Source organism: Pseudomonas alvandae, from assembly GCF_019141525.1.
Taxonomy (GTDB): Bacteria; Pseudomonadota; Gammaproteobacteria; order Pseudomonadales; family Pseudomonadaceae; genus Aquipseudomonas; species Aquipseudomonas alvandae.
Map to the genome: position 1 here is coordinate 2,012,137 of NZ_CP077080.1, position 13,806 is coordinate 2,025,942.

Consider the following 13,806-nt stretch of genomic DNA (forward strand, 5'->3'; position numbering starts at 1 on the left):
TTTGGTTCGCGCTCAACGCAAATCAAGTAGTAGTCCGAAACAATCTCCCCCTGTTGTTCCATGTTGTACTCCGCAAATGTGCTGTCGTTGTACAAAGTATATTCATAGGCTGCCGCCCCTCTGCTAGTCACCGGCATGCCCGATTTTTTTACGGGGAAACCCAACTGGTATTGCCACACATGCGTCATTTCATGCATGAACAGCGCTTTATCCCGGCCATTACCCGTTGCGGAAAAATCGTCTCTATAGAACATTGTACTTTGCGGGTAATACATCTCCACATTGGGTGTAACAGCCGTATTCTGAAATCCCAGAAACAACCACCACCCACCGTGATGTACTTTGACTTTCGTATAGTTGATTGCATCCTTGAATACGGTTTTAGCCATGGCGATCTCGCCCGCAGTCAGCGCTCGTTTTTTGCCTTCGGGCAGCGGGATGTTTCGGGTGGAAGTACCGACATTCGTGTCGTTGGTAGAAACGTCCAAGGGCCTCAAATCAATGTCCAGTGACGTCTGAGCGTTAAGTGCCGCGCAGCAGAAAGATCCCATTTTTTCAGGAGGAAAGAGCTTCAGCTGAGTGACCTGTATGGGTTTTTCGGTTACGAGGCGCCCCGTGTAGCCCTGTTCATCCGTCACGCCTTCCACGGTGCTGCCATCCACCAAGGTGACCGAATATCTGAGATTGCTTGCCAAATCACCGTTAGGACCGATCAAGCGAAGTTGTTCGTCATAAACTGCCTCAGGCAATTCAACCCGCAAATCCCCCGGCACCAAGGTATTGACACTCATGGTCCGCCCATCCCTGTCCGTTACTCCATTGAACACATCCCCCTGTTGGGTCGTAACGCGATAGCGGGCAAACGGCATCGCTGCCTGGGCATCGTCTTTGAGCGTATAGCCGGCGGCATAACCGGCTGGTAAAGGGGATGCGGGTGTGTTCAGGCTGGCCCCTTGGGTTTTTTCCACATGGGTGGCCTTCAGATAAATATTGCCCGGCGCACCCAATTCGATATCTCCGTTTTTCAGGCGGATGTAGGCGCCGCCACAGTTGAGTACCAACTCCTGTGGAGCATTGATTTCCACGCGCCCTTGAACGCTTTCGATCTTCACGTCGGTCTTCGCCAAGGCATGAAGATCGTTGCCTTGAGCATGTAGCTCGACCTTCCCTTCGGCAGCCTTGAGTTGTAGGCCGGCTTCTTTGGCCACTACGCTGATGCCGCCCTGCGCGGTGGCGGTGATATTGTGGCCTGCGCCGATATCAGCGTTGTGCGCAGCGATGATGCCAACGCTTTCGGCGCCGGAGGCCAGGCATACGGCTTCGGGGCTGACCATGCCGATCCCGCTTGGGGCGTGCAGCAGTACGCCAGGTTGCTTCAATCCGTTGAGTGCCTGGTTCAGGCGTTGCTGGCTGTCGATGTCGCTTGGCGTTGCTTGAGCGCTACGGGCCGCTTCGGCCAAGGAGCGCGCCAGGGAAAGCGCGCTTTCCAACTGTTCAATGGCGGCCGTCATATCCAGCTGTTCACCCTTGGCCTTGACCTGCTCATCCGCACTGATAAACACCCCCCTGCCACCCCGAATCGCCCCCCAGCCATCGGTGCGTAACTCAAACCCTTCCCCGCGCTTCTGCCGCTCGGCATCCACCAGATGTCCCAGGTTCAACTGGCTCTTGCCACTGTGTTCGGTGCTGAGCTTGATGTGCTCCTGGCCGCGGGTGTCGTCCAGGCGCAGTTTGTTGTTGGTCGGGGTGCGCAGGACGTTGCGGCGTTCGTTGCGGGCGGTGACCGGGTCGGGGTGGCGGTCATCGTGCAGGGCGTGGGCGATGTAGGGGCGGTCGGGGTCGCCGTGTTCGAAGGCGATGGCCACTTCGGTGCCGGCCTGCAGCGGGAGGTGCAGGCCGTGGGTGTCGCCGCCGTAGGGTCGGGCCAGGCGTAGCCAGGCGCTTTCGCGGCCGGGTTGCCAGGTGTCGCGGTCGAACAGGAAGCGCACTTTGTAGCGGCCTTCGAAGTCGAGGTCGGCGTAGGGCGGGTTGACGACCGGGTGGCTGACGCGGGCGGGGATGGTGCCGCCCATGCGCGGCTTGGGCAGCAGCGCGGGGCGAAAGCACACGGTTTCCGAGTAGGGAATGGCTTGGAAGTGGGCGACGAAGCTGCGGTCGCGGGCCGCTTCGGTGCGCAGGCTGACGATCACCGCGCCGGTCCCGAAGGCCTTCGGCGCGCCGCCGGTGATGTCGAGGCGCTGCGCCGGGGCCAGGATGGCGCTGCTGGTGGTGCCGCTGAGGCGGGTCTGGTCGTTGAGGTAGAGCTCGTGGCGCAGGCGGGCGTAGAAGAAGCCGCTTTCGCTTTGCAGGTCTTCGTCCAGGGCGTAGCGCTCGCCCAGCACCGTGTAGGGTTCGCCGTAGTGATAGGCCTCGCCGTAGGTGCCCTTGGCGCCTCGGGTGTGGTCGACTTCGCCGTCCAGGAAGGCATGGGCCTCGCGGTGATGGTAGGCGCGAAAATTGATGCTTTGCTCGACCATCCGGTGGGCGGTCTGCAGGTTCCAGACCGCATCCTGCCCATCGGCGGACAAGCCCGACGGCGGGCGGCACGGCAACGTGACGCCGCGCTGGTAGTGCCGCTGGTCGTCGTGAAACTCCACCACGTCGATGTTCAGGCGATCGTCGCTGGTGACGCGGTACCAGATGCCGACCTCGGCCAGCAGGCGCTCGACGAAGGCCAGGTCGCTCTCGTCGTATTGCATGACCTGTTCGCGCCGGGGGTACTGGCGCACCAGGTTGAAATAGAACTCCTCGCCACGAAAATCGTGGCGCGTGCGCAGGATGTGCTCGACGATCTCGGGCACCGACTGCTGCTGGTAGATGCGAAACTGTTTGCCGCGCCCAAGCCGCGCGAAACGCGGTTGCAAGGTGATTTCATAGCGGGCTTCGTCGTTGGAGCCGGACAGGCGCTTGAAGCCTGAGATCACGCCATGAAAGGCGCGCAGCGGCTTGATCACTGGCGGCGTGAAACCCTTGGGCGTCGGCGGTGGCGGCACGGCGTACAGGTTGAAATAACCCCACCGGTTGAGCACGTCGGTGGCCGCCAGGTCGCGCTCGGTGCAGGTGAATTCGATGCGGTAGAGGTAGGGACGACTCAGGTGTTCTTCGCCGGTGAACGCCAGGACGTCGAGGTGAGTGTCGACGCCGGAGATTCGCAGGGTGTGGCGGCTGTGGTCGAAGAAGGTCGGGAGTGGGTTAGTCATGGTCGCCCCTGGGTTCCCACGCTCATGGCGCGTGGCTTTTGTTGTCGAGGGGGACCAGAGTGGCTCACGGCGAAGGGCAGATACCATAGGCAAACCGCCCGTTCTGAAAATTCAGAAGAGTCCTATAAAGACGCGTTCCTCTTCCTTAGGAAGTTGCCTACAGGGGAGCCGATTTCTTGCAGAAATCAGTGGATGACGGACGTACTGGCCGTGATTGTTCCGATTCAGGAAGGGCAGGATCGAGCCTGGTAAAACGCTCTGGGTGTTCTGTCGAAATTCATTCGTGCAGGATTGTGCAGGGCGTTTTGCTTGATCCTGAGTTAATTTAATTGGCTGACGATGCGAGCATTCGTATCCACAAGGCCCGGTGCAGACGCTTGCTTGCGTGTGCACAAGAGAGCCCGATTTAGCCTGAGCCAGTCTGCGATACAGAACCGATAACCCAACGGCAGATGGCTCGACCCACATAACTCGATAACGATGCGGGCGTGCCCATGATTACCCTGAAACTCAATGGAAAAGATCATTCACTGGATGTGACCGAGGACATGCCGCTGCTGTGGGCGATCCGAGACGTGGCCGGCTACAACGGCACCAAGTTCGGCTGCGGCATGGGCTTGTGCGGCGCGTGTACCATTCATATCGACGGCGCCCCGGCGCGCAGTTGCATCACGCCGATCGGCTCGGTGAAAGGCCAGGACATCAGCACCATCGACGCACTTCACGTCGACCCGGTCGGGCAAGTGGTCCAGAAGGCCTGGTTGGATACCGCGGTGGCCCAGTGCGGTTACTGCCAGGGCGGGCAAATCATGTCCGCCACGGCGTTGCTCAAGACCAATCCCAACCCCAGCGACGAGCAGATCGAAGAAGCCATGGCTGGCAACATTTGCCGCTGCGGCACGTATAACCGGATCAAGACCGCGATCCGCCAGGCTTCCACCCACTTGAAGGAGGCCAAGGCATGAGCCGTCTGCCCAATGATTTCGTGCTGAGCAACCTCAGCCGCCGGGGTTTCCTCAAGGGCGCCAGCGCTACCGGCGTGCTGGTGTTGGCGGCCACCTGGGGGTTGCCGGATGCCTTCGCCGAAGAGAAGAAATACGGCGCCGAGGGGATGCCCCATGGCGCGGTCGATGACCCTAATATTTACGTAAGCATTGCCGCCGACGGCAGCGTGACGGTGATCTGCAACCGTTCGGAAATGGGCCAGGGTGTGCGCACCAGTCTGAGCATGGTGGTGGCCGACGAACTGGACGCCGACTGGGCACTCGTCAAGGTTCGGCAAGCACCGGCGGACGAGGCGCGTTTCGGCAACCAGGACACTGACGGTTCGCGCAGCATGCGTCACTGGTACGAGCCGATGCGTCGCTGCGGTGCCGCCGCCCGGACCATGCTCGAACTGGCCGCCGCTGCCCAGTGGAAGGTGCCGGTGGGCGAATGCCGCGCGCAACTGCACAAAGTGGTGCACCAGCCTTCAGGTCGAGAGTTGGGTTATGGCGAGTTGGCCTCCGCCGCCAGTGCCTTGCCAGTGCCGGGGCGTGACAGCCTGCGTCTCAAGCAGCCGTCGGAGTTCCGCTATATCGGCAAGGAAGCGAGCCGCGCCATCGATGGTGCGGACATCGTCAACGGTCGCGCGGTGTTCGGCGCCGACGTGCATTTTGATGGCATGCTCTACGCCGTCGTGGCGCGTCCGCCGGTCTATGGCGGCAAGGTCAAGTCCGTTGACAGCAGTGCAGCGCTGAAAGTACCGGGGGTGGTCAAGGTGCTGCAGATCGAGGGGCGTCCGTTGCCCTCCGAATTCCAGCCCCTGGGCGGCGTCGCCGTAGTGGCGAAGAATACCTGGGCGGCGATCAAGGGGCGCGAAGCACTGAAGATCCAGTGGGACGATGGCCCGAATGCCGGTTATGACTCCATTGCCTACCGCAAGGAACTGGAAGCGGCCGCCCGCCAGCCGGGAAAAGTCCTGCGCAGCACCGGCGACCTCGACGACGCATTGGCCAAGGCCGACTCGACGTTGGAGGCTTCGTACTACCTGCCGCACCTGTCCCAGTCGCCCATGGAACCCATGGTCGCTGTCGCCCGGTTCAAGGACGGTCAATGCGAAGCCTGGGCGCCGAGCCAGGCACCCCAGGTTACCCGTGAGCGCGTGGCGGAACGCCTGGGCATTCCTTTCGAGAAGGTCACGGTCAACATCACGTTGTTGGGTGGCGGTTTCGGGCGCAAGTCAAAGCCCGACTTCGTCGTCGAAGCGGCCGTGCTGGCCAAGGAGTTCCCTGGCCAGGCCGTGCGGGTGCAGTGGACCCGTGAGGACGACATTCATCATTCGTACTTCCACACCGTCTCGGCCGAATACCTGAAGGCCAGCCTGAACCAGGACGGGTTGCCCTCCGGTTGGCTGCACCGCACCGTGGCCCCGACCATCACCGCGCTGTTCGCGCCGGGGATGACCCATGAAGCGCCGTTCGAAGTGGGGATGGGCGTGACCAACATGGCCTACGCCATTCCCAACATGCGCCTGGAAAACCCTGAAGCGGTGGCCCACACGCGGGTTGGCTGGTACCGCTCGGTGTCGAACATTCCCCATGGGTTCGCGATCCAGAGCTTCATTGACGAACTGGCCCACAAGGCCGGCCAGGATCCGCTGAAATATCACCTGAAGCTGCTCGGCCCGGACCGCAAGATCGATCCGAACAGCCTCAATGACAGTTGGAACTACGGTGAATCTCCCGAGCGCTATCCCATCGATACGGCGCGGATCCGCACCGTGCTGGAAACCGCCGCGAAGGCTGCCGGTTGGGGGCGAGAGTTGCCCAAGGGCCGCGGGCTGGGGCTGGCGGTGCATTACAGCTTCGTCACGTATGTCGCGGCGGCGATCGAAGTCGAGGTCAAGGACGACGGCACGGTGATCGTGCACAAGGCTGATATTGCCGTGGACTGCGGCCCGCAGATCAACCCTGAACGCATCCGTTCGCAGTTCGAAGGCGCCTGCGTCATGGGCCTGGGTAACGCGATGATCGGCGAGATCAGTTTCAAGGACGGTAAGGTCCAACAGGACAATTTCCACATGTACGAAGTCGCGCGCATGTCCCTGGCTCCGAAGGAAGTGGCGGTGCATCTGGTCACTCCGCCGGGCGAGGTGCCGTTGGGCGGCGTTGGCGAGCCGGGCGTGCCGCCGATTGCGCCAGCCCTGTGCAACGCCATCTTCGCCGCCACCGGCAAGCGTATCCGCGATCTGCCCGTGCGTTATCAGCTGCAAGGCTGGCAGCAGGCCAAAGCCTGATGGACAGCGTTGACCTGAACGTATTGCGCAGCGTGCTGGAATGGCGCCGCGCCGGGCAGCGAGTGGTGTTGTTTACCGTGGTTCAGACCTGGGGCACCGCGCCAAGACCTCCGGGGGCCATGTTGGCCCTGCGCGAGGATGGCGTGGTGATTGGTTCGGTGTCGGGCGGCTGTGTCGAGGATGACTTGATCGCCCGGTTACACGACGGTCGGATTCCGGCGGAGGGGCCGCCGGTGCAACTCATTACCTACGGCGTCACCCGCGAGGAGGCGGCGCGCTTTGGCCTGCCGTGTGGCGGCACCTTGCGCCTGACGGAGGAGCGGGTGGGCGATCCACACTGGGTTGCCGAGTTGCTGGAGCGTTGCGAGGCCCATGAGATCGTCGCCCGTGAGCTGACGGTGGCCAGTGGTCGCGTGACTCTGGTTCCGGCGAGCAAAACCGACGCCCTGGTGTTCGATGGGCAGGTGCTGCGCGCCATTTATGGGCCGCGATGGCGACTTCTGTTGATCGGCGCCGGGCAACTGTCCCGCTACGTGGCGGAAATGGCTCGCTTGTTGGATTTCGAGGTGTTGATTTGTGATCCCCGCAAGGAGTTCGTCTACGGTTGGGAAGAACAGCATGGCCGCTTCGTCTCGGGCATGCCCGACGAGGCCGTGCTGAGCATCCAGACTGACGAGCGCACCGCCATCGTAGCCCTGACCCACGATCCACGCCTGGACGACATGGCGCTGCTCACTGCCTTGGACTCCAAGGCTTTTTACGTCGGAGCCCTGGGCTCGCGGGTCAATAGCCAGAAGCGGCGGGATAACCTGGCTCAGCTAGGCTTGTCCACAGAGGCGATTGGACGCCTGCATGGGCCGATCGGCTTGCACATCGGCAGCCACACCCCGGCGGAAATCGCCTTGTCGCTGCTGGCGGAAATCGTGGCCATCAAGAATGGCGTGGAACTGCGGCAGAAAAAATCGCTGTAGGCCGTGGGCGAGGAGGGCGAATGGGAAAGTCGATAGGCGTGATTATCCTGGCGGCGGGATCGGGCAGCCGTTTCCGTCAGGTGGCCGGTGCGGAAAAGGATAAGTTGCTGGCCGATTGTGCGGGCCGAGATGGCGCCGTCAGATCGGTGATCGAGCATGTACTGGTCAACCTGCCGGCCTCGTTGGAAAAGCGTGTGCTGGTGACAGGCAAGGGGCGGCCGCAAGCCATTCGCATGGCCCAGGCTTACGGGTGCGACTTCGTGGAACTGGACTCGCCCGGGTTGGGCGACAGCATTGCGGCGGGCGTCCAGGCCTGCCCGGACCTTGATGGGTGGCTGATGATCTTGGGCGATATGCCTTTTATCCTGCCGTCGAGCATCGAGCAGGTCGTTGCAGGAATACGTGAGGATGGCATCAGCGTGCCAGTCCTGGCTGGCGAGTACGGGCATCCGGTGGGATTTGGTCGGGAGTTTGGGCCGAAACTGATGGCGCTGACCGGGGATCGTGGTGCCAAGGTGTTGTTTGCCGGGGCGCAGGTGCTTGAAGTGCTGGTGGATGATCCTGGCGTGACCTGGGATGTCGATGTGCCAGAAGCACTGGCCTTCAAATAACAGGCGACTCAAAACCCTGTGGGAGCGAGCCTGCTCGCGAAAGCGGTCTGACATTCATTATTGATGCAAGCTGACCCGACGCCATCGCGAGCAAGCTCGGCTCCCACAGTGGATCTTCAGTGGTGCATAAATCTTGTACCCGACCCCGGCCCCCTGTGGGAGCGGGCTTGCTCGCGAAAGCGATCTGACATTCATTATTGATGCAAGCTGACCCACCGCCTTCGCGAGCAAGCTTGAACTGGCCTAATAATTCCGGACACCTCTTAAGGGCGATATGATTTCGCCAACTTGGAGGTTCCATGAACGAAAGAAAGGTCTATACCCGCGAGTTCAAGCTGCACGCTGCCAGCATGGTGCTTGATGATAACTGCCCGGTTCTAGATGTGTGTGCATCACTGGATATCGGGCCCACTGCTTTGCGACGCTGGGTTGATCAGGTTCGCAAGGAGCGTGAGGGGCAGCCAGTTAAAGGCACCAAGGCGATTACCGAAGATCAACGCCAGATTCAGGAATTGAAGGCCAAGATCAAGCGCATGGAAATGGAAGCCGAAATATTAAAAAAGGCTACCGCTCTCTTGATGTCGGATCCCGATCGTTTCCGATGATCGCAGAGCTAAGAGAGTCATTTCCGACGGCCGTGGTGTGTCGTGTTTTCGGTGTGAAGCGCAGCAGCTTTTATGAGTGGATTCAACGGCGGGCCAAGCCGCGGATCAGACGTGAAGAACTCAGGTTGAAAGTCGTTGAGCTGCACAGCGAAAGCCGCGAAGCCATGGGCTCCAGAATGATTAGCAAAGGCCTGAAGGCTCAGAAAATAACAGCTGGAAGGAGCCTTGTTCGAGCGCTGATGAGGGAGGCCAACATTGTCAGTAAACAACGTCAGCCCCACCCCTTCAGATCCAGAGGCGTGGAGGCATTTGTCGCGCCCAATCGGCTAAAACGCAACTTCAAACCGGCGGCAATCGATCAGGTTTGGTGTGGCGACGTGACCAGTCTGATGGTGGGCAAACGCTGGCTTCATCTGGCCATCGTGATTGATTTGTATGCTCGCAGGGTCATTGGCTGGGCTTTTTCTCTGGTTAATGACGCCAACTTGGTCAGCAAAGCGCTACGCATGGCGACAGAAGTACGAACGTGTCCTCCTGGGCTGATGTTTCACTCAGATCAAGGATGTCAGTACACCAGTCGCAAGTTTCAAGAAGAACTGACGCGCCACGGCATTTTGCAAAGCATGAGCCATCGAGGGCAGTGCTGGGACAACGCTCCAACTGAGCGCTTTTTTGGCACGCTAAAGTCAGAGTGGGTACCTCGCAACGGCTATGGCCTGATCGAGGAGGCAAAAACGGACATGGTGCGTTTCTTCATGTACTACAACCGCACTAGGCTCCACAGCTACAACAACTACCTGTCGCCAATAGCCATGGAGCAAAAAGCGGCATAAACACCGTAATCGGTGTCCGGGATTACTTGACCAGTTCAGCTCGGCTCCCACAGTGGATCTTCAGTGGTGCATAAATCTTGTATCCGACCCCGGCCCCCTGTGGGAGCGAGCTCGCTCGCGATAGCGGTCTGACATTCATTATTGATGCAAGCTGACCCGACGCCATCGCGAGCAAGCTCGGCTCCCACAGTGGATCTTCAGTGGTGCATAAATCTTGTATCCGACCCCGGCCCCCTGTGGGAGCGGGCTTGCTCGCGAAAGCGGTCTGACATTCATTATTGATGCAAGCTGACCCACCGCCTTCGCGAGCAAGCTCGCTCCCACAACGATCTTCGATGGGCATTAGCTCCCTGTGGATAAGTCTGAAGGCATAAAAAAGCCCCGCCTGGCATCACCAGGCGGGGCTTTTTACTGGGCGATGGAATCAGGCGTGAGGTTTAGGCTCGTGCTCTTTTTCCAAGGCTTCAGTGTGACGTGGCGCGACTTCGACTTCTTCAGCGGTGTGCTGGGGTTCGTCGAGCGCCGAGGCTGGTTCGGCTGGGGTTTCAGCGACCGGGGCAGGGGCTGCCTCGGTGACTTCTTCCACGACCGGAGCCGGTTCGGCAGCAGGCGCTTGAGCGGCGGCAGCGGCGGCTTGTTCAGCTTCCTTCTGCAGGCGCTCGGCTTCACGCTTGCGGCGACGCACTTCACGTGGATCGTTCGGTGCGCGGCCATTCGCGGTCAGGGCACTGGCAGGGGCAGGCTCTTGCGCGGGGGCAGGCGCTTCGACAGCCACCGGTGCTTCGATCACTGGAGCAGGTTCGACCACTTCTGGCTCGACCGCTTGCACGGGCTCTGGCGTTGGCTCAGGCTCGACAACAGGTGCCGGTGCGGCGGGCTCTGCGGTCCAGTTGAACGCAGTCTGCTCCTCGCGGGCAGGCTCTGGCGCCTTTTCCTCTGCCGGTGCTTCGACAACCGGTTCGGCAGCGACGATGGGCGCTTCAACAACGGGCGCAGGCTCGGCGGCGACTTCAGCTTCAGGCTGGGCTTCACGTACCGGCGCGAGTTCCACTTCTGGCGAAGCGGTGACTTCTACCGGGGCAGTGGATTCGACGACAGGCGCTTCAACCGGCGCGTTCTCCACCGCAGCGGTGGCGCGCTCAGCCTGCTCGTTTGCCTGGGCTTCGGCTGGGGCGCTGATCGCACTGCTGGCAACGGCCGCAGTGACGGCCAGGCCGGCGGCCAGGTCAGCGGCGCTTGGCGCTTCGGCGTTCTCGGTGGACTCGGATTCTTCCGAACCTTCGATCACGTTGCCGTTGGCATCGCGCTGACGCTCACGACGGTTGCTGCGACGACGCTGGCCGCGGGAGCGGCGACGTGGACGATCGCCTTCGGCGGTGTCCTGGCCGTCTTCCTGCAACGGCTCTTCGGCGTTCAGCACTTCTTCTTCGCTGGCAGCGGCGGCGGCTTGCTCGGCGCGTGGCTGGCGTTCCTCACGTGGCGGACGCGGTGCGCGTTCTTCACGAGGCTGGCGGGCCGGACGCTCTTCAGCGGTGGCGGCAGCAGCGGCCGGGGCGGCATCCAGTGGCTCGCGCAGTTCGCGAACACGTTCCTCACGCTCGCCACGCGGCTTGCGATCTTCACGCGGTGCGCGAGGCTGACGCTCTTCACGCGGTGGACGCGGTGCGCGTTCTTCGCGGGCTACGGCTGGCACTTCCTCACGGACTTCGCGAGGCTGGCGTTCTTCACGCGGCTCGCGTGGCGCGCGCTCTTCACGCGGTGCACGTTCTTCGCGGGGCTTGCGCTCTTCGTCGCGACGACCGTTGCGGTTGCGGGTCTGCTGGCGACCGTTGCGGCGTTCTTCGTTGCGGGCAGGGCGCTCGGTGGCGGCCGGCTTGGCGACGACGGCCGGGGCGGCAGGTTCTTCCTTGGTGGCGAACAGGCTGACCAGGGACTTCACCAGGCCTTTGAACAGGCTTGGCTCTGGTGCTGCGGCCGGAGTGGCAACCGGAGCGGCCACTTCGGTCGGAACCGGTGCGTTGGCGCGGGCCGGAGCGGTCTTGACCGCTGCTTCCTGGCGAACCAGGGTGCGAGTGGCGGCAGCTGGCTGGACGTCTTCCACTTCGGCAGCGGCAGCAGCGATTTCGTAGCTGGACTGGTTGGTGTGGGCTTCCGGGCTGTCATCGCGCAGGCGCTGCACTTCGAAGTGCGGCGTCTCGAGGTGATCGTTCGGCAGGATGACGATGCGGGCACGGGTGCGCAGTTCGATCTTGGTGATCGAGTTACGTTTTTCGTTGAGCAGGAACGCGGCCACCGGGATCGGCACTTGGGCGCGGACTTCGGCGGTGCGGTCTTTCAGGGCTTCTTCTTCGATCAGGCGCAGGATCGCCAGGGACAGCGATTCGACGTCACGGATGATGCCGGTGCCGTTGCAACGCGGGCAAACGATGCCGCTGCTTTCGCCCAGGGATGGACGCAGGCGTTGACGGGACATTTCCAGCAGGCCGAAGCGCGAGATGCGACCGACCTGTACGCGGGCGCGGTCGGCTTCCAGGCATTCACGGACCTTTTCTTCCACGGCGCGCTGGTTCTTGGCCGGGGTCATGTCGATGAAGTCGATGACGATCAGGCCGCCGATGTCACGCAGGCGCAACTGACGGGCGATTTCTTCGGCGGCTTCAAGGTTGGTCTGCAGGGCGGTTTCTTCGATGTCGCTGCCTTTGGTGGCGCGGGCCGAGTTGATGTCGATGGACACCAGGGCTTCGGTCGGATCGATGACGATGGAACCGCCGGACGGCAGCTCGACGACGCGCTGGAAAGCGGTCTCGATCTGGCTTTCGATCTGGAAGCGGTTGAACAGCGGGACGCTGTCTTCGTAGAGCTTGATCTTGCTGGCGTACTGCGGCATCACCTGGCGGATGAAGGTCAGGGCTTCGTCCTGGGCTTCGACGCTGTCGATCAGCACTTCGCCGATGTCCTGGCGCAGGTAATCGCGGATGGCGCGGATGATCACGTTGCTTTCCTGGTAGATCAGGAACGGCGCGGAACGATCCAGCGAGGCTTCTTTGATGGCGGTCCACAGTTGCAGCAGGTAGTCGAGGTCCCACTGCATTTCTTCGCTGCTGCGGCCCAGGCCGGCAGTGCGAACGATCAGGCCCATGTCGGCAGGTGCGACCAGGCCATTGAGGGCTTCACGCAGTTCGTTGCGCTCTTCGCCTTCGATGCGGCGGGAAATGCCGCCGGCACGCGGGTTGTTCGGCATCAGGACCAGGTAGCGGCCGGCGAGGCTGATGAAGGTGGTCAGGGCGGCGCCCTTGTTGCCACGTTCTTCTTTTTCGACCTGGACAATGACTTCCTGGCCTTCGCTCAGGACGTCCTTGATGTTGACGCGGCCTTCTGGGGCCTTCTTGAAGTATTCGCGGGAGATTTCTTTGAGGGGCAGGAAGCCGTGGCGCTCGGAGCCGAAATCGACAAAGGCAGCCTCAAGGCTTGGTTCGATGCGAGTAATCCGGCCTTTATAGATGTTGGCCTTCTTCTGCTCGCGTGCACCGGATTCGATATCCAGGTCGTAGAGGCGCTGGCCGTCTACCAGTGCAACACGCAACTCTTCGGGTTGAGTTGCGTTAATCAGCATTCTTTTCATGTAGTACCGTCGGTTTCCGGGCTGCCGGAAACGGCGTTCGGCACACACGACTTCTCACGGTCGGTGTCAGGTGCGTCCTGGAGATGGCAGTGCCATTCCAGTGTCCAGCGAGTTCGGCCCAATGATGGCGAAGTCGCGACGGACGCGTCCTGCTTGCTGGTACTCAAGCACTCAGTCAGGAGGAGGAATCAACCGGCGCCTGTGGACGAGATGAAGCGTCTAAATATAAGCCTAGTGCTACACAGTCCGACGGTTGTACATCTCCACCCTACACGTATCCCTGATAATTCGGGTGCTGCCGCGCGCAGAATCCGCAGCGGGTTGGCATTTACCGTGAGCTCCGAAAGGGGAGGTCACGCATCATGGCTAATTTAGGCGTTGTTTCCGAAGCTCTCGCTCGGGGTCGTTTCCGGGTGACTGCACTTTGTGAACTGGCCGTGAATGTGGCGCGCAAGGCGAGTCAGAACTCTGCTTTGCGGCGTATTTCAGGCCTCATGTCACCTGCGCTCGTTACACCTGCAAACTCTGCCGTTACGTAGCAAGAACCCCGTAGGACGGCCTCTCGTCCTCGTGAATTGCGTTGGTCAGGGCCGGTTTTTGACCGCTAGTCCGCTGTCCAGCCACTTTTGGCGGCGTTCGCGACTATAG

7 protein-coding genes and 1 pseudogene are annotated in these 13,806 nt (G+C 61.4%); 6 read left to right on the forward strand and 2 right to left on the reverse strand.

The features are described from left to right. Positions 1-899: 899 nt before the first annotated feature. Positions 900-3,239 (reverse strand): annotated as a pseudogene (locus KSS97_RS08970) (type VI secretion system Vgr family protein); the annotation flags it as partial. Positions 3,240-3,733: 494 nt separating this feature from the next. On the opposite strand from KSS97_RS08970, the gene KSS97_RS08975 reads away from it, so the two are divergent. The 6 genes from KSS97_RS08975 (at position 3,734) to KSS97_RS08995 (ending at position 9,536) form a co-directional block, all read left to right on the forward strand. Further along, positions 3,734-4,204, forward strand: a complete 471-nt coding sequence (locus KSS97_RS08975; RefSeq protein WP_217861976.1) for a (2Fe-2S)-binding protein — start codon at positions 3,734-3,736, stop codon at positions 4,202-4,204. Beyond that, a complete protein-coding gene (locus KSS97_RS08980; protein WP_217861476.1) occupies positions 4,201-6,516 on the forward strand; it encodes a xanthine dehydrogenase family protein molybdopterin-binding subunit in 2,316 nt (771 codons plus the stop codon). Before KSS97_RS08975 ends, KSS97_RS08980 begins: the two co-directional genes overlap by 4 nt. Next, entirely contained in the window at positions 6,516-7,487 is a 972-nt protein-coding gene (locus KSS97_RS08985) for an XdhC family protein (protein ID WP_217861477.1), read from the forward strand. Before KSS97_RS08980 ends, KSS97_RS08985 begins: the two co-directional genes overlap by 1 nt. 20 nt (positions 7,488-7,507) lie before the next feature. Beyond that, entirely contained in the window at positions 7,508-8,098 is a 591-nt protein-coding gene (locus KSS97_RS08990) for a nucleotidyltransferase family protein (protein WP_030137699.1), read from the forward strand. 299 nt (positions 8,099-8,397) lie between these two features. After that, the gene (locus KSS97_RS28350) at positions 8,398-8,703 is read left to right on the forward strand and encodes a transposase (RefSeq protein WP_181286468.1); all 306 of its coding nucleotides are present in this window, start codon (positions 8,398-8,400) and stop codon (positions 8,701-8,703) included. Next, positions 8,700-9,536, forward strand: a complete 837-nt coding sequence (locus KSS97_RS08995) for an IS3 family transposase (protein ID WP_202600572.1) — start codon at positions 8,700-8,702, stop codon at positions 9,534-9,536. The genes KSS97_RS28350 and KSS97_RS08995 overlap by 4 nt, the downstream gene beginning before the upstream one ends. A 424-nt stretch (positions 9,537-9,960) precedes the next feature. Here KSS97_RS08995 and rne read toward each other — a convergent pair whose 3' ends face one another. Beyond that, a complete protein-coding gene (gene rne, locus KSS97_RS09000; protein WP_030137700.1) occupies positions 9,961-13,158 on the reverse strand; it encodes a ribonuclease E in 3,198 nt (1,065 codons plus the stop codon). Positions 13,159-13,806: the final 648 nt, after the last annotated feature.

Bases quoted from the DNA above. Each gene is read 5' to 3' on its own strand.
- KSS97_RS08985 (WP_217861477.1), top strand. From the start codon at position 6,516: ATGGACAGCGTTGACCTGAACGTATTGCGCAGCGTGCTGGAATGGCGC.
- KSS97_RS08980 (WP_217861476.1), top strand. From the start codon at position 4,201: ATGAGCCGTCTGCCCAATGATTTCGTGCTGAGCAACCTCAGCCGCCGG.
- KSS97_RS28350 (WP_181286468.1), top strand. From the start codon at position 8,398: ATGAACGAAAGAAAGGTCTATACCCGCGAGTTCAAGCTGCACGCTGCC.
- KSS97_RS08995 (WP_202600572.1), top strand. From the start codon at position 8,700: ATGATCGCAGAGCTAAGAGAGTCATTTCCGACGGCCGTGGTGTGTCGT.
- KSS97_RS08990 (WP_030137699.1), top strand. From the start codon at position 7,508: ATGGGAAAGTCGATAGGCGTGATTATCCTGGCGGCGGGATCGGGCAGC.
- rne (WP_030137700.1), bottom strand. From the start codon at position 13,158: ATGAAAAGAATGCTGATTAACGCAACTCAACCCGAAGAGTTGCGTGTT.
- KSS97_RS08975 (WP_217861976.1), top strand. From the start codon at position 3,734: ATGATTACCCTGAAACTCAATGGAAAAGATCATTCACTGGATGTGACC.